This window comes from Paenibacillus terrae (assembly GCF_000943545.1).
Classification (GTDB): domain Bacteria; phylum Bacillota; class Bacilli; order Paenibacillales; family Paenibacillaceae; genus Paenibacillus; species Paenibacillus terrae_A.
Map to the genome: position 1 here is coordinate 65,413 of NZ_JTHP01000012.1, position 20,421 is coordinate 85,833.

Here is a 20,421-nt window from a genome sequence, read left to right on the forward strand (position 1 = left end):
TATCCCATGGCTTTTAAAAACAAGCTAGTCGACGGCCTCACATCAGTGGCAAATGCAATCAACAATTTTAAATATATTATAGCGATCAAATCAGCCTTTATCACATTAATGCCTGTCATCATTGTCGGTGCCTTTGCTGTACTGATTTCCAATATGGTGATGGACCCAGTAAATGGTCTGGCCCATTTTAAACCTTTCTCCTTCCTGGCAGAGTACAAACCGATTTTCTCAGGCATTAACTATGCCAGCTTGAATATCCTTACCATCCTGGCTATTTTCATGATTGGTCTGGAGCTAGGAAAAATTAACGGGGAGAAAAATCTCTTTCCAGGACTACTCGCTGTGATCTGCTTTATATCTGTAACGCCAACCACGATAGAGTTGATGGTTAACGGAGAAATGCAAAAAGTAACGGATGTCATAGCCCGCCAGTTTACGGATACCAAAAGCTTGTTTTTAGGTATTTTCATAAGCATTCTATCCGTTGAGCTGTACAGCAAGCTGGGCAAGTCCGATAAGCTAAAAATTAAAATGCCTGAAAGTGTTCCCAGCAATGTGGCTGTTTCTTTCTCGGCACTCATTCCAACCATCATTACGGTGACTGTCTTCTCGATGCTTGGATTCTTCTTTCATAAGTTTACAGGTCTCTACCTGTATGATGCCGTCTATAATGTGGTGCAAAAACCTCTGGAGACCGTGGTGCAAGGACTGCCGGGTATACTGGTACTGATGCTGGTTGCGCAAATCTTCTGGGTGATCGGCATTCACGGGAACCAAATGGTAAAGCCGATTCGTGAACCTCTGCTGCTTGGAGCGATTACCGTCAACATGACTGCTTATGAGCAAGGACTGCCGATTCCGAACATTATTACGATGCCTTTCTGGGACGTATACATGAGTATCGGTGGTTCAGGAATTACGCTGGCCCTTTTGATTTGTATTATGATCGCCTCCAAGCGCGAGGATATGAAGGAAATTACCAAGCTTTCGTTTGGACCGGGCCTGTTTAATATTAACGAGCCTGTCATTTTCGGACTTCCGATTATGTTGAATCCATTGATGGCTATCCCTTTCATTATTACTCCGCTTATCACAGGAACGATTGGATACTTTTCGACGTTGCTTGGATTTGCAGGTAAGGCCGTCGTCATGGTTCCATGGACTACTCCGCCTATTATTAATGCCTACCTGTCTACTGGTGGAAGCATTGGCGCCGTCGTAACTCAGATCATTTGTATTGTGGTAGCGATTATCATCTATTTTCCGTTCGTCAAAATTGCCAACAAGCGAACGGCTGAATAATGCGCTACTATAGAAATATATCATTCAATTGAAAGCGTATTCTTAATGGATTCAGGTTAACGCCAACTTTAAAGGAAGAAGCTGATCATGGTGAAAATGACTTTTCGGTGGTATGGCGAGCAGGATTCCATTCCACTCTCTTACATCCGGCATGTCCCCTATATCAAAGGAATTGTAAGCGCGGTTTATACCGTTCCGCCTGGAGAGGTATGGCCTTTGGACCGTATCACTGCTCTCAAGCAGCAAATCGAGGAAGCGCGACTTACATTTGAAGTCGTGGAAAGCGTTCCTGTACATGAAGCGATCAAGCTGGGCCTCCCCACCAGGGACAACTATATTGCCAACTATAAAGAAACGCTGAGAAGGCTGGGTAATGCCGGGGTAAAAGTAGTCTGCTACAATTTCATGCCTGCCTTTGACTGGTTTCGTACCGTCATTGACAAGCCCCTTCCCGACGGATCGTTGACATTGGCTTTCTCGGGGGAAGAACTGAAAAAGATTGAGCCGATCATTGCTGATTTTACACTCCCAGGTTGGGATTTATCATATCCAAAGAAAGAGCTTCCTGCTTTAATGAAGCAGTATAAAGAACTGGGAGCCGAAGGAATCTGGGAGAATCTAGCTTATTTTCTGGCAGAAGTGATTCCCGTAGCGGAAGAGGTCGGCGTGAAAATGGCGATCCATCCAGATGATCCGCCATGGCCTGTTCTGGGTCTGCCGCGTATTCTTAGCAAGGAAGCAGATTTTGACCGTCTGCTGGAGCTTCAGCCCAGCGTGCATAACGGTATTACCTTTTGCAGTGGCTCGCTAGGCAGCTCACCAGACAATGATTTACCCGGAATGCTAGACAAATACGCCGCGCAGAAAAGGATTCATTTTGTTCATCTACGTAATGTCAAACGTTATCCTAACGGTGATTTTGAAGAGTCAGCGCATCTGTCCGAATCGGGTAGCATAGATATGGCGGAGCTGATTCATATCCTGCATCGTCATCAGTTTGAAGGGTATGTAAGACCTGACCACGGGAGAATGATCTGGGGAGAGCAAGGAAAGCCCGGCTATGGACTGTATGACCGTGCACTGGGAGCGGCCTACTTAACGGGCCTTTGGGAATCTATAGAACGAAAAGGAGAAGCATGTAATGGCTAAACATACGATACAAATTCCGTCGAATTTCATCATGGGTGCTGCGGCTTCCGCCTGGCAGACAGAGGGCTGGAGTGGTAAAAAGGAAGGTCAGGACTCATTTCTCGACCAATGGTACAAAAATGACCGCTATGTCTGGCACAATGGATATGGACCTGCGGGTGCAACCGACTTCTATAATCGTTACGCCGAGGATATTGCGCTGATGAAGCAGATTGGCCTGACCCATTATCGTACTTCTATTAATTGGTCCCGCTTCTTAACGGATTATGAGAATGTTGTCGTGGATGAAACGTATGCGGATTATATGAGCCGGGTCATTGACGAGTTGATTGCCAGCGGGGTCGAGCCCATGATTTGTCTGGAGCACTACGAGGTGCCCGCTTACTTGCTGGACAAATATGAGGGCTGGTCTTCCAAGCATGTGGTGGAACTGTTTGTGAAATATGCAGAAAAGGTTTTTGAACGCTACGGGGATCGGGTAAAACACTGGTTTACATTTAATGAGCCCATTGTTGTACAGACTCGTGTCTATCTGGATGCCCTTCGCTATCCCTATGAACAAAATACGCCGAAGTGGATGCAATGGAATTATAATAAAACGCTGGCAACCGCGAAATGCGTACAGCTTTTCAAAGCCAAAAACTATAATCAGAACGGGGCGAAAATAGGCGTTATTTTGAATCCTGAAGTAACCTATGCCCGATCCAGCGCCCCTCATGACCAGTATGCTGCACATGTGTATGATTTATTTTACAATCGAGTATTTTTGGACCCTCTCATTAAAGGCGAATACCCGCAAGAACTATTCGACTTAATGAGCAAGCATGATATTACATTTGAATCAACCACAGAAGAACTAACAGTGATTAAGGAACATACCGTTGACTACGTCGGGATCAATCTCTATTATCCGCACCGGGTCAAAGCGCAGAGTAAGGCGTGGAATGAAAACATTCCCTTCCACCCCTCTTACTACTATGAGCATTTTGATCTTCCGGGTAAAAGAATGAACAAGTCACGGGGCTGGGAGATTTATCCCAAGATCATTTACGATATGGGAATGCGTATCAAGAATGAATATAACAATATCGAGTGGTTTGTCGCGGAAAATGGTATGGGCATCGAGAATGAAGTTGTCTTCAAAAATGAGGAGCACATCATTCAGGACGACTATCGCATTGACTTTATAACTGAGCATTTATACTACACGTTACAAGCTGTAGAGGATGGTTCGAACTGTACAGGTTATATGCTGTGGGCCTTTACAGACAACGTTTCTCCCATGAATGCTTTTAAAAATCGCTATGGACTGGTGGAAATTAACCTGGAGAATGATCGAAGTCGGCATTTGAAGAAATCCGGCTACTGGTATCAAGCTGCCATCAAAGAACGCTCGTTTGTTGCTGATCTGGATGAAGAGTACAAGTAATTAAAAATTTATTTCTGGAGGCGCTCAAATATGAAAAAAATTATTCTGGCCTGCTCTGCGGGTATGTCCACATCCATTCTGGTCTCCAAGATGAAAAAAGAAGCAGCAGCCAGATCCATAGAGCTGAACATCGAAGCCATCCCCGAAAGTACCATTAAAGAAGAGTTGGAAGGCATTAAAGATTCTGTAATTGCTATTTTGCTTGGTCCTCAAGTACGGATGCGTAAAAAGCCGGTTGCCGAAATTGCAGCTCCCTATGGCATCCCGGTGGATGTCATTGATACGATCGCTTATGGTAGAGGAAACGGTGCAGCCGTGCTGGATCAAGCCTTGAAGCTGGCTGGCGAATCATAATGAACATGTAGACATTTTTCGATGAATAGCAAAAGGCGGCAGTCTCCTATCAGGAAGCTGCCGCCTTTCCGTATATTGGTATACATATTGATAATGATTATCCCGTCACCTTGAACCGTCCAATCAACTGGCGTAGCTCGGCGGACATCTCTTTCAGACTCTCCGCCGATTGGCTGACGCCTTCCATGGAGGTTAGCTGCCCATCCGAGGCTTCTGCAATCAGGTGGAAGTGTTCGGCTGCATGCCGTGAAATTCCCTCCATCTGGTCCACGGAAGCTGCGACTTCCTCCGAAACAGAAGTGATCTCCTCCGAGGCAGCCGATACCTCCTGCAATTGTGTCGTGATCCGCTCCAGACCGGAATGAATATGGCCAAAGGATTGTCCAGCCACATTTACAATGTCCATTCCCACCCTGGCTTCAAGGGCGCTTCCCTCCATCCGCTTGGACAGCTCGGAAGTCTGTTGCTGAACCGAGGTGATGATGCCTGCGATAACCGCCGAGGACGACTGGGATTGAGTCGCCAGCTTCCTTACCTGCTCGGCTACCACGGCAAAACCACGCCCATGCTCTCCGGCCCGAGCCGCTTCTATCGCTGCATTCAGCGCGAGCAGATTGGTTTGTCCGGCAATATCCGTCATCAGGGAAAGTACCTCTCCGATTTCCACGGAATGCTCCTCTAATTGTTTGGTGGCGGCAGCCATCGCCGCTGTAGAGTCTACAATGGATTTCATTTGATCCACAGCCCTGACAATGGCTTCATTACCCTGATGCGCATTCTCGGTAGTTTCCTGCGATAAGTCCGCTACAATCGCAGCAGATTGCGCAATTCGATGCATGCTGGAAGTCATGTCCTCCATGCCTTTATTCATCTCCATGGCCTGGAGTACCTGGGTTTCTGCCCCCACCGCAGCTTCTTTAATATGTATGGAAATATCCCGACTGGCTTCTGCTGTAACGTGGGCATGATTGTACACATCCCCGGATGAAGACAAAATCTGATCCGAGCCTTTGCCAATGCCCTCAATTACCGTTCTTGTATCCGTTACGAGGACCCCAAAAGCCGAAGCCAGATGGCCAATTTCATCCTTACGATTCGTATCAATAACGACCGTCAGATCGCCTTCACCAACCTTGGCAACATCTTTGGTCAACCTTAATAACGGACGAGTCAAATATTTGGCAAGTGCAAAGACCAACAGAATACATACCACCAGCACAATCGCAGCTACGATCAGCATCGTTCTTCTGGATGTTTCCATTAATTTGTATACCTCTGTAGCATCCAGATCTGCCCCGACAACTCCTGTAATGCTGCCATCCTTGCCTTTAATCGGAACATAAGCCGAGACGGTCGCTCCGTATTCATCCTTTGTCAGATCGCCTATGGAAGCCTCGCCAGTTTCAAAAGTATGCAGCATCCCCGGGTACGCATTGTTTTCGGGAGTACCCAGCGGCGAATAGTCCTCTTTGGCGGTGGAAGCAGCCACGCCATCAACGATGTACACATAGCTCGCTTGGCCTCCGTCTTCCACTTTCCCCAGCGTGTATAAATACTTGAAGCCGTTAGCTTCCTTCAGCTCGTTAAGCTGATCGCGCAGCTCATTAAAATAAGCATTCTCTCCCCCGGCAACGGGTTTAATGTCTGTATATTTGTCCACATTAATCATGGCTGCGGCCCTTTCGGCCACCGCTTTGGCCTGCTGGCCCATGGAGTTTTCCACCAGTTCGCTCGAAGATTGATACAAGGTAAAACCCAGAATGGCTCCACCGATTACAATAAGGCCCGAAAAAAACAACACCATACGTGACAACAGACTGTTCAACCCGCCAACGCTCCTTTGGATAATCCAACTTGTATTTACATCATTTTATATTATACATGTCTTTCTGCCTATCCTTTTTAGTTAAAACGTCCCATATTTCCTATTCCACATCAAAATTGAAGTATGTTTTAGCATAAGGTTCCTTCATCAGCGTAAAGTGCCACCATTCCTTGCTGTAAGGTTTGAAGCCACGCTTCACCATAGCATCCCTAAGGATTTTTCGGTTCGCCTGCTGTGTCTTGCTGATCAGCTTCGTGTTGTAATAGGAAATATCACCGAAAAAATCAAACGGACTCCCCATATCGACAGTCTTCCCCGTTTTGATATCCACCAGCGTCAAATCCACAGTGCTCCCCCGCGAATGGCCGGATTTCCTGGCGATGAAGCCCAGCTTGAACAGATTCCGCTTATCCAGCTTCGGGTAATATTGCTGCTTCATTTTCAGATCACCGCTATCCTGCGACCATCTGACAAAATGATTCACGGCTTTTTGCGGGCGATAGGCATCGTATACTTTCAACAGATACCCTTTGGCTGCCAGATCGTCGCTAACCCCTTTTAAAGCCGCTGCACCTGTATGGGTCATGATCGCAAAAGGCTCCTTATATCCATCAATCCGTCTGCCAACAAAGTTATTTTCACTATAATAGCGGATTTCATATTGCGCCGCAGGAATCAGTTCATCCAGATACACGAATCCCTTGGGCAATTTATTTTTCTTCTCAATGGTCAAATTCTGCGTTGTACTGCTATCCGCAGTTACGTCCGAGGCTCCGGCAGCAACAGTTGTACCGGCTGCTAAAGAAAAAGAACCTGCATCCAGCAATAACGTACATGTGACCAGGATGATACCTATTGTTCTTAAAGCCTGCTTCAACATGGGTTCAGACTCCTCCTTTGTGAAACCTGTGATCTATACTGCTGACCATTGTATCAGGTGAGGACATATTTTCCTATAAGTAGCTGCCAGGCTATCCATAAAAAAGAGGCTGATCCCCCAGCCCCTTCCTGAATCACACGCTTTCCCGCTACATGCCTTCTTTGCCTGAACCAATAATGCTCACATACGTTTCCTTCAATCCGGCAGAGATGCCATATAGCGGCTCCCATTGAAGCCAATGTCTCGCGACTGCGTTGCTAAGACAGCTATGGTGAATGTCTCCCGCCCGCGCAGCTGAATACACAGGCCGAACGGACGAGCCGTGCAGCTTCAGCAAATCGTAGGCCAGCCGATTGATGGACGTGGTTCGTCCCGTACTCACATGCACTGTACGTTGATCCGCTGCACGTATAGCCGCCATATTCGCTCTGACTACATCCTTGACGTACACGAAATCGCGGGTTTGCGTTCCGTCGCCGTGAATGAGCAAGGGGCTCCCTTTTTTCAGCCGATCCATAAAAAGAGCGACTACACCGCCCTCTCCCTTCGCCGCCTGACCGGGACCATACACATTCCCGTAACGCAAAATCGTGTAATTCATGCCATATAACCGATGAAAAAGACGGATATACGATTCTGCGGTCAGCTTGGAAAGCCCGTAGCCCGAAATCGGCTCCACAGGATCGTCTTCCTGAATACATTGCTTTTGCAGTTCACCGTATACGCCGGATGTGGACGCAAATATCAGCTTGGATACACCGGCTTCATGACAAGCCTGCATCAGATGAATCGTCCCCATCACATTCACATCTGCGTCCTCATCCGGTCGATGGATGGATTGCTGGACATCGGCCTGTGCCGCCAAGTGAAACACAATATCCGGGCTTTCCCGAATGAGCAGCGTCCGGGTCTCGGAGCTGCGGATATCCGCCATATGCATGACCGCGCGCGGGTCCACATTTGCGACATTCCCGGTCGTCAGATTATCCAGCACATGCACCCTGATGCCCGAATCAGCAAGCGCACGCACCAGATGGGAACCAATAAATCCGGCTCCCCCGGTGACCAAAGCCTTCACTAGCGCACCCTCCTTTTGAACCGAAGCAAGTTTCTTCCTTTCCCATCATGTTATGCGGCGCTCTACAGCTTGGCGCAGGCACAAGCACAGGCACCAAAGACAATCTAAGACGTACCTTCCCGTTGTTCAGACGTGTAGCCTGACGTTTGCCAGCATAAAGCGCCACATCTCATCCTGCCCGCTCCAAATATCCTCAGGCGGCAGCGACACTGAAACCAGCCGCTCCAGTCCCCAATCCAGCTCAGTCACATCGGCAGCCCCTGTATAATCCACGAATAACAAGCGAAAATCGTGGGTAATCATCTGTGACAATACGGTGTGCAGTTCTACCGCCTGATCCCGACTGCCCCCCAGACGAACCAGCAGCAAACGGGACGCAAGCGCAGATTTCTCCAATAGACGTGCGATTCGGCGATCAAGCGTCGTTTTGAATGCAGGATAGGAAGTCAGCTGCTCCGATGTATTCAGGGTAACAGGAAAATGGTGTGCCGCTGTAATTTCATACGACGCGTCCTCGACCATGAAGTTATACTCGCCGTAATCATGCCCCGTAACACGCAGGCTGGCAAGGTCCATAAATCCGGCGAAACGGGCATCCAGCAAGCGACTGATCTGCGACAAGTTGCCGGAAATCATCCAGTCCAGCGGTCCCGCGTATGGACGCAGTCCGTTTTTATCCAGTTGAATGGAAGGCAGGCAATGTCCTCCCAGGCTGAATACAGCGTCATAATCCCCCTGCAATCGCTCAAGCACGCCGTCCTCCCCTTTCCGATGACAAGGACATTCCCCCAAAAAGCGTACGCCAGTGCGGATCACTTTGGTAATTCCATACATCGGCAAAAGGCATTTCCACCGCGCATACATTCGCAAGCTGCCAGTCCAACTCGGTCAACTCTGTTACACCGGAACAATTAACGATGAGCAGACGAAATTCATGCGCCACCATGCCGGACAAGATGCGCTCCAGTTCCTCTACCTCTGCATAGGTTCCCAGCATACGGACGAACAAGCTGCGCTGCGCCTTCTGCGTTTTTGCAAAAAAACGTTCGATACGGCGGTCTATCTTCTCCCTGAACTCTGGATAAGTCGCCAGATCTGCGGACGTATTGCGTTCCTGCGGGAAATCATGTACCGAGATCACGTTATAATCGATATCCCTGACCATATAGTTCAGTTGGCTCGTACCAACGACACTTAAATTGGGAAAATCCATAAACCCGGCAAACCGGTTTTCCAGCAAGCGATTCACATCGGACAGCGTGTCAGACATCATCCAGTCCAGCACCCCGGCAAACGGCCGCAGGCGGTTTTTTTCCAATTGAATGGCAGGCGTGCAGTTTTGCCCCAAACTGAAGACCGCATCATATTCCCCTGCCAGCTGTGCAAGTCTCATAGCCGTGCCTCCTTTTTAAAGCGACCCTTTCCTCAGCTTGCTCATTCCATCCTCTGTTGTAGAAAAAGATGCCGTCAGGCCGCAGTATGTTCCACTCTACATTACATGCACAGCTCGGCTAAAAGGGTTGGACCTCGGCGCGTATTCTGTCAAAAAAGGCGTACAACTATCCAGTCCAGGCATGACAAATTCCCATATGATATAGGGCTGGTATACAACAGAATTCAAGGAGGCTACATGATATGTCCGTGTTTCTTTTATCTGCTGATCATCACCTCGCTTATCACAGCGCCAGTATACAGAGCTGCCATGTGACCCTGTTCAATCGTGAAAAGAGACCTGTCGATGTACTGTTGGAAATAGGGAATGATAGCGGCGTTTTCCGACGGCAGCTACTTAGCCTGAGCACTTCTCCCGAAGCTGGCTCCGTAGTACAGTTCAAGGATATGGAGACAGCCCAAAATCCTTTTTACCTGCGGGTGGTCACAAGTATATGCAATCCGGAAACGCTATTTATTTTGGCTGAATTTGTAGAGGATGGGAACGTGGTCGCTATGCGTACAGCCAGTCATTTTACCGTGACGCCCTAATACACGGACAGGACAGGAGAGGAAGAAAGTATGTTAAAATATTCGGTACAAAACAAAGCCGATGCAGGCACACATGCGCTACCTTTTCAGGTCACCGGACAGGAGAACGTGCTATCTACGTTGATCATTCCTGCGAGTGAGTCTGAAGGACGTATTGTCATTGAAGCCTCCTTGGCATGGGAAAATCCGCTGCTCAACTGGGATATCGGAGAGCTGGTTATCCGGCTGCGTCGCAACGATGGGCAGGGTCCCGTGCTGGACTGGTTGCAGGATTCCTGCTATCAGGAGGGCTTTGCCGAGCTAAGGTATGAGGAAACTGTGGGACAGACAGCGCCATATGTATATTGCCTGACCGTGCAATCGGCTGACCGCAGGGCCGTTGTCACGGGTCCACTCGTGATCCAAGGCTCGGTCTACGAAGATTCGGTTGATGAAAACCCGGACGGAACATGATCCGAAATCATCCAAAAGGCAGGCCGGGATGTGATGAAGTGCCCCCTTAAAGTTAGACAATTTATTTCAGACAACTTGTTGGGTATGGGCTCGGTATTGTACGGGGCTCATACCCTTTAATTTGGCCTTGATACGTTTGTGATTATAGTAATCCATATAGTTTTCCAGTTCTTGCTTGAAGTGCTCCATGTTGTCAAATTCTTTTAGATATAGAAGTTCGGATTTGATGATACCAAAGAAGTTTTCAATCATCGCATTATCGTAACAGTTCCCTTTACTATTTAAATAAAATAAAGTATTAGACCGTTGAAATTAAGTTGTAGACTGACAATACGTCATTAAGCTAACGGGTAGAATATTGGTAAAATATGGTTATTTAAAGTTTTGAGATTTTCCAGAATTGTACTATGATAAACTTGATTCCATTAATTGATTCGAGCAATCGTAGGGGACAGTGCCCCTTACTCTTACACAATTTAGAGAACAGTATACCTAAGGAGTGGTAGAAATGGCGCGTGTTTTATTTATTAATGGTGGATCAGAGGGACATATCAATCCGACTATTGGAGTTGTGCAAGAGCTTATTTCGCGTGGAGAAGAGGTAGTGTACTTTTCTATAGAAGCTTTTCGGAAGCGTATTGAGAAGACGGGAGCTTCAGTACGAACATTTGACGATCAAAAATTTATAAAAGCCTTTATCTCAGGTGGAAGAGATTATTTACTCGAAAGAATCAACGGTCTTTTACTTACGGCAGATATAGTCATACCAAGCGTTCTTGAACAGATCAAAGGAGAGCATTTTGATTACATCATCCATGATTCCATGTTTGGTTGTGGACGTTTACTCGCTCAAATACTTAAGCTTCCTGCAATCAACTCTTGTACTTCTTTTGCGCAGACAAAAGTATCATTCGATAAAACGTTGGAACAATTTTCTATAAAAGTCCCTACAGAAATAGTTAAACCTATAATCGATAAATTTCAAAGCCTGACGGAAATGGTGAAAGAAAAATATGATGTGGAGATCCATTCTCCTTACGAAGTATTTTGTAATCCTGCACCACTTACAATCGTTTATACAACAAGGGAGTTTCAACCTTATGGAGAAGCATTCGACCAAACTTATAAATTTGTAGGTCCATCCATCTCTTCACGATTAATTCAAGAAAACTTCGACTTTACTGCAATCAAGGGGAAAAACCCAATTTACATTTCACTGGGTACAGTCTTTAACCAAGCAATTGATTTCTATAAACTTTGTTTTGAGGCATTTGGGAACACTGATCATACTATTGTCATGTCTATTGGTAATAAAACCCAAATTTCTGATTTAGGGGAAATTCCTAAAAACTTCTTCGTAAAAAATTATGTTCCACAAACTGATGTACTGCAATACACTAAATTATTTATTACACATGGTGGAATGAACAGTACCAATGAAGGTCTCTATTACGGGGTTCCGCTAATTGTAATCCCACAAAGCGCGGATCAGCCGATCATTGCGGGGCAAGTCGCCAATATCGGAGCAGGCATTAAATTACAAATGCAAAGCTTGACTGCAAATCAACTACGTGAAGCTGTAGATCATGTGTTAAGCCTCTCATCTTTCAAGAAAGCTGTTGCAAATATTAGGGAATCCTTTCGAAAATCAGGTGGATATCATCAAGCTGTTAATGAGATTTTCGAATTTAAAAGTCAATAGATAGTCGAATGAGAATGAGGGCTTTATTGTGTCAGGACGGATTATACCTAAATACGAGAACGACAATTGGACATATATAGAAGAAAATTCCAGTAATACATCCTCTTCAGCTAACCTTACGAATGCCTTGTCCAGCATCTCTGATACAAGTCGTACCCTGCTTGATATCTCAGAACGGCATCCTTTTTCTGTTCTAAATTAAATTTAATCATGAAAAAACTGCACCTCCAAATGTTATTCGTGTCTAACAATTGGGGGGCAGTTCAGTGATTCCCGGCCTGCCTTTTACACTTGCTCCAAATGTAATGAAACAGTCGAATATTCATATGCATTACGGACGTCCCAATTCAGAATGACTGTCGTTCTCATGGCACAGTTTGTTTGAGACGTCCCAGAATTTCAGTGTCCGGTAGCTTATAATGTTCCGGTAACGAGGTGTTAATCCGGTTCCATATTTCATAATCCACCTCAAAATCCGGGTGCGATTGCTCGATTTCAAAAATACGGTTGTACAAGTCTCCAACAACAGGAAAAGTCATGTTCCCCCTCCTCACTATCGAATCAACGTACTTGATTGAGCGCTTGCCCGTAAATATTGATGAGCCGTGCAATCATGACATCCAGAGACCAATGCGCAGTTCCCCATGTCTTGGCACGGTTCCCCATAGCTATACGCACGTCATCCTGAGCCAGCAAATGCTGCAAATGAGCTGCCAACGCCTCCACATCCCCAACCGGGGAAACCAGTCCAGTATGTTCATGCTCCACCATTTCCGGGAGTCCACCCGCATCCGATACCACTGCCGGAAGCCCCGAAACCTGCGCCTCCATAACCGAAAACGGCTGATTATCCTGTATGCTCGGATGAACAAAAATATCTGCCAGTTGCAAAAGGGCAGGCACATCTTCTCGATGCCCGAGAAAAATCACCTCTTCCCTCAGCCCCAGCTCATCAGCCTGTGTTTGAAGCTCTTCCCTTTTGTCTCCCTCTCCGACAATCCAGCAAACCCAGTCTGTACGCCGATCTTTTAGCAAACCAAGAGCACTCATTAAGTAATGCAACCCTTTAATATATACCAGCCGTGAAGGACAAATAATGACCTTTTTTCCTGCGGGTCGTGTCATGTCCGTTCCCTTTGCCTGGACTTCCCAGAAGTGTTCAGTATCCAGGCCATATTGGAAAGTAGCAATCTGTTGCTCAGGCACTTCGAACTCACGAACAAGCGTCTGTTTCATCCATTCTGTAGACGTTATTGTAATATCAGCAGATAGCGCCCCATAGTGCTCCAGCGCCCAATAATATTTCCACATCAACGATTCCCGATATCCCGGCTCCTGATCTCGTTCAAGTGCCATCATGACTTCGCGGGCCAACGAGCCGTGAATATTGGCCACGAGTGCGCTATCCTTACGTTTGACTCGGCTTAGGGCACGTGTCGCAATGACATCCTGTGTATGAATGACATCATACTGTTCAACTCCAAAATACGCCGCCGCCAGTTCCATGCAATATCGGTCTTTTTCCACCGTCTGCACCCAGGAGTCCTGATGTAATACAGGTACAGCCGCCTCATTCAGCTTCGTGTTCAGCATGGGCAACAACTGATCCTTCAGCAGTTCCCTATTTTCAAAAACAATATGGTATTTGGGTATATCCGGCCCGTTGCCCATCAAGTCCACGGTGTGACCCTGCAGCTCCAGCCGTCGTTTAATTTGCAGCATAAACGGCCACACGCCTCCCAAATGAGGGATCGGCCAGTAGGTAGCCAACAAAATTTTCACAACAGCCTCACCTCCCCCGTCTAGTACATTTACGTTCCGTCGCTTCCGTAAATTTGCTGAAAGCCCGACAACGCATCTGTCCATACCGCAAAAAAACCGCTATTTGGCACGATGGTCACATCAATAAAATTACCGATCGTGAGGACTGGAACCGGGCTGTTCCCGTAGGATTAAAGGAACTATTGGTTACCAGAAGCACTCTGTTAAATTTTAAGCGCAGACTCCTGACAAGCATACAAGCTTTCCATTCAGTAGATTCATAGTATAAGAGCATCCCAACAGGGACGATCCAATATTCTGTATTCGAGAGGATGATTGTTTTGGCTTTTACAACCGGCTATATGACAAATACCAGAGATTTTGGTACGGCCTGCTCCAATGTCGTTGTGAATCTGGTGAATGAGGATACGGTAAACGCAGCAACCGTGACCATACAAATTTTTTTCTCGCTCGTACCGGATACCAAGATCCCCTTGTACGTGACATCGGTTAACGTACCTGCAAACTCCATTGCCCGGCGCACCTTCTTTATACAAGGTGTGCTTGCCTATGAAGTGCAATACAACGTGGTCGCCGCTGTTCCATCCAATGTGGTTCTTTCCAACTTCGGTCTGGACCAGTTTGGCAATGTTGTGCAGGAGCATCGTGTCCTTCAATCGGAGCTGACCACGATTGCGGTCCTGTCTCCAGTTAGCTAAAAGCGACCCTGTTCCAGCGCCTGATGCAATCGATGAGTGTAATACACGTAATTCCATTCCGGCGGTACAGCGGTGACTTCCCGCCCGCTGCCTATGGTAGAGTGATCATCTGTATAGTAGGAAAAAACGTGGGTATTCGGCAGTGGGCGGAGTAAATCCGTCAGATACAGCAAATCCGTCACGGCGATATAAGGTTTAACCCCGTAGCATACTACAAAGCGGGTCACCGTTTCCCCAATCGCCTGAACCAATGCTTCCTCGACGGAATAATGTGGTCTCGGCGTTATGATTAGCCGAGGATCGAGCATCATCGGCAGGAAGGAAGAGGCGCCCTGTTCCGGCGTAAGATCCAGCAACCGCACCAAGCAATTGCTGTAATGCTGCTCCAGCAGCTGATCCAGCAACGGCTCAGCCTGAGCCATATCCGTGACAGGCATTAAAATGGTCATTTCAAGCGGAATACCCCGGCGCGCTCTCGCCTCATGCTTGGCGACTTGAAATGCGTGCCGCCAACGTCGATGCTCCTTCTGGCTGTGCAAGCTGGCCGATACACTAAAAGCGGAATCCACCCGGTAATCCATAAGGATCTCCGGGATGAATTTCATGCTGCACGTCTCGGTCAGCCGCAGCCAGTAATCATAATCCTCCACGGGTTGCAACCGATAGCCGCCGATCCGGCGGGCATATTTGCTTTTGTACATAAATGAAACCCCAACAATGCTGGCGTTCAGCAGTTCCTCATGCGACTGACTCTGATACCAGATCAGCGCTTGTTGATGCTGCTCATCATACAACGGGCTTCCTGAAGCATCAATCTGACGGAAGGTGGAGAATACAAGGCCGAGCGAGTCCGGCCCGTGGTTCAGCTCACGTCGCAGTCGTTCTATAAAGCCGGGATAATATACATTGTCACTGGATACCCAGGTCACATATGTGATCGCAGGATCTTCGAACAACTCGTCGAACCCCCGGTTGAGGGCATGTGATACTCCTTTGTTTTCAGGAAGTATAATCAACTGAACACGCGGGTCCCCCCCTGCTGCATGGAGCGCCGGTCCTACCATTTCCGGCGCTCCGTCAATAACGATGATGAAACGAAAAGCTCCGTAGCTCTGGGCCAGTACGGACGAAATCGCCGCTTGTAGATAACCGATATCCTGTTTGTAGAGCGGCATTACAATCCCCGTATCTACCATATCAATCCCCCCTGACAGACTTCCGGATTCATGAGGATAAACCGTTCAACAGCTGGCTGAAGCGATCTCGATACCGCGCTTGAGTTATGTTGTATTCCCGTTCAACGGCAGGCCAGTGCTTTTGGGTTCCCATTTCATCATGCCAACGGTAGTTGACCAGCGGTTCGTTCAGAAAAGGAAATGGGTATCCCGCCAGCATCACTCGGTACCACATATCCAGATCATGGGTGTACGGCAGCAATTCATCGAACAGACCGATATGCGTAAACAGTTCCTTTTTGAACATGACGGTGCATCCATTGACCGGATTTCCTTGCTGGAAAAAACGGTAAAACTCTGGCATGGACGGAAATACAGCTGCCGCCTGCGGGTTCGTGATTTGGCTGTATTGATTGATAAGATTAAAATTGGTGTGAGAGATATATGTCCCCTGTTCCACCATAAAGGATACCTGGTTGTTAATTTTGTCCTTGTGATAGGTGTCATCTGAGCTGAGCCACGCAATGTATTCGCCGCTGGCATGCCGGATGCCATGATTCAGTGCGCTGGCCGTTCCTCCATTGGCTTTACCTAAATAATGTATATACGGAAGATAAGGCTGAAGCATTTCGGTATGTGTCGTGGACCCGTCATCGACGACAATAATTTCAAGCGGACCGTAGGTTTGCTCCAATGCGCTTTGCAGAGCCTGATTCACGTATCCACAGTTATAAAATGGAATGACGATCGTTACACTCGGTCTCATATCGTTCCTTCCTTTCCGACTCGGCGGTATCGAATCATATCCTCCAGCGATTGCCCCAGCGGTATGATCGGCCTCCATCCCATGTCCTCCAGCTCCTTTGCCTGGTATGCATCCGTAGACGCTAACTCTGCCGCATCCCCCCATTCGATGGCGACAGGTGTATCTGCCAGTGCAACCATACGTTCCACAATATCTCCCAGCTCCACGATGCGGCCTGTGCAAACCGGGTAAACCTGCCCCGACACCCCTTGCTCCAGCAGCACACCATATGCCCGAACGGCATCGCGCACGTCGAGAAAATCGCGCTTCGCATGCCGGGACGTTACCCGGAACGGCTCGGGTCTAGGCTCACATGCTAATTCGGTTGCTGGCTCCGTGTACGTGCGCTCCGTACGGATAATATGACCCGCCAGCAATGCGCAAAAGCCGGTGGATGGACCCGGCCCAATCAGATTACAAGGCTCTGCCAGCATGACGGATTGGTCAAACAACGTGCTCCAGGAGAGGGCGACTGCTTCTTGAAGGCTTTTACTGAGACTATATGGATGCGATGGATGATACGGAGCCTGCAAAATTGCCTTTAGCCGGGAACCCGCCACGACAATCCGGGCCTTTGGAAAAGGACGCAGCGCATCCAGCAGATACAGCGTGGACAGCACATTGGATTCCATGTAGAGCAGCGGGCTTCGCCATGATTCGGGTACCGAATTTTTTCCACCCAGATGAAGCACATAATCCGGCGCAATCTGGCCAATCACTTCGCGAAGACGCTCCTTGTCGAGCAAATCACATACATAAGACGTGATGTAAAAGCTGGTGCCGGAATCTACGCCGACGTTCTCATCATCGTTAAACTGCAAGATCAGCTCCCGGGCGGAAGGAGCCGTGCGAGTCAGAGCCGCTACCTTCCAGCCGAGCTTTGCAAAATGGCGGCAGGCGTGTATCCCGGTATAGCCTGCCGCTCCGGTAATTACAATGACGGGCCGACGTTGTTCCGCTGTGCTTCTGTCCATTCCAGCAGCTCCTTCAGCATAATGCTGTAGTGAGGAACATCGTAGAGCAGATCAGCCCGGGTAGAACGAAGTGTCCGGTCTTGAACCGGCTCATCCTTCGGCACGATCCGAATATCCTCCCTCTTCCAGATGTCCTTGAACAACAGCAACAGATCATACTTGCTGATCGGTTCAGGATGAACCAGATGAATGAGTCCATCCAGCGGCTCATTCATCAACACCTGTATAGCCTTAGCCAGCTCCAGTGTTGTAACCCCGTTCCAAAAGACGCGGCGATACCCGTCAACGTCCCCACTCTGCTGCAAGAACCAGTTCAGCAGACCAATGCCCCCCGGCCGGATTTCCGGGCCGATAATGGAGGTGCGGATCGTCAGATGGCCCGGCGCCTTTACTTCCCCGAGTATTTTCGTCAATGCATAGGCGCTTGTCCCGTCAGGTTGATCCGTTTCTGCATATAAACCGGGTACCCGCGTCCCCTCGAATACACAGTCCGTACTGATATGAATGAACCGAGCACCTATTCTGTCCGCCGTCCGCTGGAGAAGGTGCGGCAGCAGGCCGTTAATTTGATATGCTGTAATCTGATCCGCTCCGGCATACTGGTTTAGCACACCCACCGCGTTAATAATGACGTTAGGTCGCACACTCCGCACCAGCTGCTCCACCATAAAGCTGTCATTCACATCCAGCAGCAGACCCCCTTTATTCTTGGGATCACGCGTGGTGTAGAACACATGATATCCGCCCTGCTTTTGAAAGTAATCGACCAGCACATGGCCTGCCATGCCGTTACCGCCCAAAATAAGCAGCTTCATTTAATGAACCCCCCGCTCTGGAGAATGCTTCGAATCTCCGCTTTAGACATCAGATTGAACTCTGAGCTAAAGCTGCTGAACGACACTGGAGGGCATTGCTTATATCGATCCTTTAGTTGAGGGATATTCAGCGTTGGCAGAATGATTAAATATTGCTCGTCGTATACGACCGTCGTCAGACTTTCAAAGTCGCTCATTAAAATCTCATGAATTTTCTCGCCAGGACGGACACCTTTTTCTACAATTTCTACATTCTCCACGCCTGAATCCTCGATGAGCACCTCTGCCAAATCCACAATGCGGCAGGTTGGCATGGTCATGATGAAAATTTCCCCGCCGATACTTTCCACCGACGCCTTGAACAGTAGACTGATCGCATCCCGCAAAGTCAGGAAAAAGCGCGTCATGTTCATATCCGTGATCGAAACGGTACCCTTTTGGCGAATCTGGCTTTGAAACAGATGCACCACGCTTCCGTTCGTGCCCAATACGTTACCGCCACGCACCGTCACAAATCGTGTATCGCTATTCAGCAGATTGGCGTAGACGATCAGTTTTTCACCAATCGCCTTGGTCATCCCGTAAAAATTGGATGGATTCGCAGCCTTGTCAGTGGAGATATAAATGACTTTCTTGACCTGATTGATGACAGCGGCTTCGATCACGTTTTGGGTGCCTACCACGTTCGTTTTTAGTGCTTCATAGGGCTGGTCTTCACATACAGGCACGTGCTTGAGAGCCGCCAAATGAAATACATAGTCCACACCCTGACAGGCGGTAACCAGTGCATCCTTATCCCGAATATCCCCGATGCAGAAGCTAAGTCGTTCATCCTCAAACTGCCTGTTCATCGCAACCTGACTCGATTCTCCGCGCGAAAAGATAATGACCTCTTTGGGGTTACGCGGCAGTAACTGGGTAACCAGCTCATGCCCCCAGGAGCCGGTACCGCCGGTAACCAAGATACGTTGGTTTTCAAACATGCCGTTTCCCTCCAAGCAAAAATTTGACTACCTTATCTGACACATCCTCCGCCAGATATCCTGCGGGACACTGCCACTTATGCTTCATCCCGATCATTAAGGCTACCGCGTTCGCTATAACCTCTCCATCCAGCCCGGACACGATATTGCTGCCGCAATCCACGGTTTCCGGTCGTTCCGTCGTCCGGCGCATCGTGACCGTCGGCACACCCATGATGCAGCATTCCTCCTGTACGGTGCCGCTGTCCGTCAAAGCGCAGCGGGCATGCCGCTCCAGCAGTACGAAGTCAAAAAAACCGAACGGTTCGTGGAGCTCCACCAGCGGATCAAGCTGGATCGGCGGATGGCTCGCAATACGAGCGGCAGTGCGGGGATGAATACTGCAAATGACCCGCTGTCCGGACTGCTGCGCTACCCGATTCAAGCCATCCAGTATAGCCAGCAAATACGGCGGATGGTCGACATTTTCGGCTCTGTGGGCGGTCACCAGGAAATATTCCCCTGGCGACAGTCCCAGCTTCTTCAAAATGTCGCTGCCGGACACCTCTTTCTCGTAATGCTGCATCACTTCGTAAATCGGGTTTCCGGTCAATATAATTCGTTGGCTCGGAAAGCCTTCCCGTATTAGATGCTGCTTGCTTTGCTCCGTATACGGCATATTAATCGTAGAAATCGCATCAATGACGCGGCGATTCTTCTCTTCCGGCACATCCAGATCGTAGCAGCGGTTACCCGCCTCCATATGCACGACCGGGTAGCCCATACGTTCCGCAAGCAAGGCACACAGGGGCGCTGTTCGTATCACCGAGCAGCAGCACATGATCCGGGCGCTCCTTGTTTAAAATATCCTCCATCTGCGAGTACATGGCAGACAGTTGTTTACCCAGTGTCCCCGCCTTCTCCTGAAGCACATAATCTGGGGCACGAAGCCCCAGTTCGCGGAAGAATTGCCCGCTCAGGCTTTCCGTGTAATTTTGGCCCGTATGCACAAGCACATGCTGGTCTGCATAGCGATCCAGCTTCGGAATGATCAG

Annotated in this window: 20 protein-coding genes and 2 pseudogenes; 8 read left to right on the forward strand and 14 right to left on the reverse strand. The window is 48.4% G+C overall.

Features of this window, described 5'->3' with window-relative positions:
* Nucleotides 1–6 precede the first annotated feature (6 nt).
* From QD47_RS08630 to QD47_RS08645, 4 genes are all read left to right on the forward strand, one after another.
* The gene (locus tag QD47_RS08630; RefSeq protein ID WP_044645745.1) at nucleotides 7–1,302 is read left to right on the forward strand and encodes a PTS sugar transporter subunit IIC; all 1,296 of its coding nucleotides are present in this window, start codon (nucleotides 7–9) and stop codon (nucleotides 1,300–1,302) included.
* A 90-nt stretch (nucleotides 1,303–1,392) separates the two neighbouring features.
* Complete coding sequence (gene uxuA / locus QD47_RS08635) at nucleotides 1,393–2,451, forward strand: mannonate dehydratase (RefSeq protein WP_044645783.1); 1,059 nt, start codon at nucleotides 1,393–1,395, stop codon at nucleotides 2,449–2,451.
* A complete protein-coding gene (locus QD47_RS08640) occupies nucleotides 2,444–3,880 on the forward strand; it encodes a glycoside hydrolase family 1 protein (RefSeq protein ID WP_044645746.1) in 1,437 nt (478 codons plus the stop codon). Before uxuA ends, QD47_RS08640 begins: the two co-directional genes overlap by 8 nt.
* 30 nt (nucleotides 3,881–3,910) lie before the next feature.
* Nucleotides 3,911–4,234 (forward strand): PTS sugar transporter subunit IIB, encoded by a 324-nt coding sequence (locus tag QD47_RS08645; RefSeq protein ID WP_044645747.1) that lies wholly within the window; start codon nucleotides 3,911–3,913, stop codon nucleotides 4,232–4,234.
* A 97-nt stretch (nucleotides 4,235–4,331) separates the two neighbouring features.
* Here the strand turns inward: QD47_RS08645 and QD47_RS08650 are convergent, their stop codons facing one another.
* The 5 genes from QD47_RS08650 to QD47_RS08670 form a co-directional block, all read right to left on the reverse strand.
* Nucleotides 4,332–6,059, reverse strand: a complete 1,728-nt coding sequence (locus tag QD47_RS08650; protein ID WP_044645748.1) for a methyl-accepting chemotaxis protein — start codon at nucleotides 6,057–6,059, stop codon at nucleotides 4,332–4,334.
* Between the two features lie 100 nt (nucleotides 6,060–6,159).
* Nucleotides 6,160–6,939 carry a M15 family metallopeptidase gene (locus QD47_RS08655; RefSeq protein ID WP_082067131.1) on the reverse strand — a complete coding sequence of 260 codons (780 nt, stop codon included), beginning with the start codon at nucleotides 6,937–6,939 and terminating at the stop codon, nucleotides 6,160–6,162.
* Between the two features lie 148 nt (nucleotides 6,940–7,087).
* Nucleotides 7,088–8,017, reverse strand: coding sequence for an NAD-dependent epimerase/dehydratase family protein (locus tag QD47_RS08660; RefSeq protein ID WP_044645749.1), 930 nt, complete (start codon nucleotides 8,015–8,017; stop codon nucleotides 7,088–7,090).
* 126 nt (nucleotides 8,018–8,143) lie between these two features.
* Nucleotides 8,144–8,770, reverse strand: coding sequence for a DUF1796 family putative cysteine peptidase (locus tag QD47_RS08665; protein WP_044645750.1), 627 nt, complete (start codon nucleotides 8,768–8,770; stop codon nucleotides 8,144–8,146).
* Nucleotides 8,763–9,410: a DUF1796 family putative cysteine peptidase gene (locus tag QD47_RS08670; RefSeq protein ID WP_044645751.1), complete on the reverse strand. Its 648-nt coding sequence runs from the start codon at nucleotides 9,408–9,410 to the stop codon at nucleotides 8,763–8,765. Before QD47_RS08670 ends, QD47_RS08665 begins: the two co-directional genes overlap by 8 nt.
* A gap of 242 nt (nucleotides 9,411–9,652) precedes the next feature.
* Between QD47_RS08670 and QD47_RS08675 the strand changes: the two genes are divergently transcribed.
* Both QD47_RS08675 and QD47_RS08680 read left to right on the forward strand, forming a co-directional pair.
* On the forward strand, nucleotides 9,653–10,000 hold the full coding sequence (locus QD47_RS08675) for a hypothetical protein (RefSeq protein WP_044645752.1): 348 nt from the start codon (nucleotides 9,653–9,655) through the stop codon (nucleotides 9,998–10,000).
* 30 nt (nucleotides 10,001–10,030) lie between these two features.
* The gene (locus QD47_RS08680) at nucleotides 10,031–10,453 is read left to right on the forward strand and encodes a hypothetical protein (RefSeq protein ID WP_044645753.1); all 423 of its coding nucleotides are present in this window, start codon (nucleotides 10,031–10,033) and stop codon (nucleotides 10,451–10,453) included.
* A gap of 66 nt (nucleotides 10,454–10,519) precedes the next feature.
* Here the strand turns inward: QD47_RS08680 and QD47_RS08685 are convergent.
* A pseudogene (locus QD47_RS08685) lies at nucleotides 10,520–10,738 on the reverse strand (IS3 family transposase); the annotation flags it as partial.
* 223 nt (nucleotides 10,739–10,961) lie between these two features.
* Here QD47_RS08685 and QD47_RS08690 point away from each other — a divergent pair.
* Nucleotides 10,962–12,155 (forward strand): macrolide family glycosyltransferase, encoded by a 1,194-nt coding sequence (locus QD47_RS08690; RefSeq protein ID WP_044645755.1) that lies wholly within the window; start codon nucleotides 10,962–10,964, stop codon nucleotides 12,153–12,155.
* A gap of 365 nt (nucleotides 12,156–12,520) precedes the next feature.
* Here the strand turns inward: QD47_RS08690 and QD47_RS32455 are convergent, their stop codons facing one another.
* Together QD47_RS32455 and QD47_RS08695 are read right to left on the reverse strand one after the other, a co-directional pair.
* Nucleotides 12,521–12,694, reverse strand: a complete 174-nt coding sequence (locus QD47_RS32455; protein ID WP_200893401.1) for a hypothetical protein — start codon at nucleotides 12,692–12,694, stop codon at nucleotides 12,521–12,523.
* 22 nt (nucleotides 12,695–12,716) lie between these two features.
* Entirely contained in the window at nucleotides 12,717–13,937 is a 1,221-nt protein-coding gene (locus QD47_RS08695) for a glycosyltransferase family 4 protein (protein ID WP_044645756.1), read from the reverse strand.
* 311 nt (nucleotides 13,938–14,248) lie between these two features.
* On the opposite strand from QD47_RS08695, the gene QD47_RS08700 reads away from it, so the two are divergent.
* Complete coding sequence (locus QD47_RS08700) at nucleotides 14,249–14,635, forward strand: hypothetical protein (RefSeq protein ID WP_235332215.1); 387 nt, start codon at nucleotides 14,249–14,251, stop codon at nucleotides 14,633–14,635.
* Here QD47_RS08700 and QD47_RS08705 read toward each other — a convergent pair.
* The 6 genes and pseudogenes from QD47_RS08705 to wecB form a co-directional block, all read right to left on the reverse strand.
* Entirely contained in the window at nucleotides 14,632–15,831 is a 1,200-nt protein-coding gene (locus QD47_RS08705) for a glycosyltransferase (protein WP_044645758.1), read from the reverse strand. The genes QD47_RS08700 and QD47_RS08705 overlap by 4 nt on opposite strands.
* A gap of 28 nt (nucleotides 15,832–15,859) precedes the next feature.
* On the reverse strand, nucleotides 15,860–16,576 hold the full coding sequence (locus QD47_RS08710) for a glycosyltransferase (protein WP_044645759.1): 717 nt from the start codon (nucleotides 16,574–16,576) through the stop codon (nucleotides 15,860–15,862).
* Nucleotides 16,573–17,589 carry an NAD-dependent epimerase/dehydratase family protein gene (locus tag QD47_RS08715; protein ID WP_044645760.1) on the reverse strand — a complete coding sequence of 339 codons (1,017 nt, stop codon included), beginning with the start codon at nucleotides 17,587–17,589 and terminating at the stop codon, nucleotides 16,573–16,575. The genes QD47_RS08710 and QD47_RS08715 overlap by 4 nt, the downstream gene beginning before the upstream one ends.
* On the reverse strand, nucleotides 17,547–18,404 hold the full coding sequence (locus QD47_RS08720) for a dTDP-4-dehydrorhamnose reductase family protein (RefSeq protein WP_044645761.1): 858 nt from the start codon (nucleotides 18,402–18,404) through the stop codon (nucleotides 17,547–17,549). Before QD47_RS08720 ends, QD47_RS08715 begins: the two co-directional genes overlap by 43 nt.
* The gene (locus QD47_RS08725) at nucleotides 18,401–19,387 is read right to left on the reverse strand and encodes a polysaccharide biosynthesis protein (RefSeq protein ID WP_044645762.1); all 987 of its coding nucleotides are present in this window, start codon (nucleotides 19,385–19,387) and stop codon (nucleotides 18,401–18,403) included. The genes QD47_RS08720 and QD47_RS08725 overlap by 4 nt, the downstream gene beginning before the upstream one ends.
* Nucleotides 19,380–20,382, reverse strand: a pseudogene (gene wecB, locus QD47_RS08730) (non-hydrolyzing UDP-N-acetylglucosamine 2-epimerase). Before wecB ends, QD47_RS08725 begins: the two are co-directional and overlap by 8 nt.
* Between the last annotated feature and the right edge of the window lie 39 nt (nucleotides 20,383–20,421).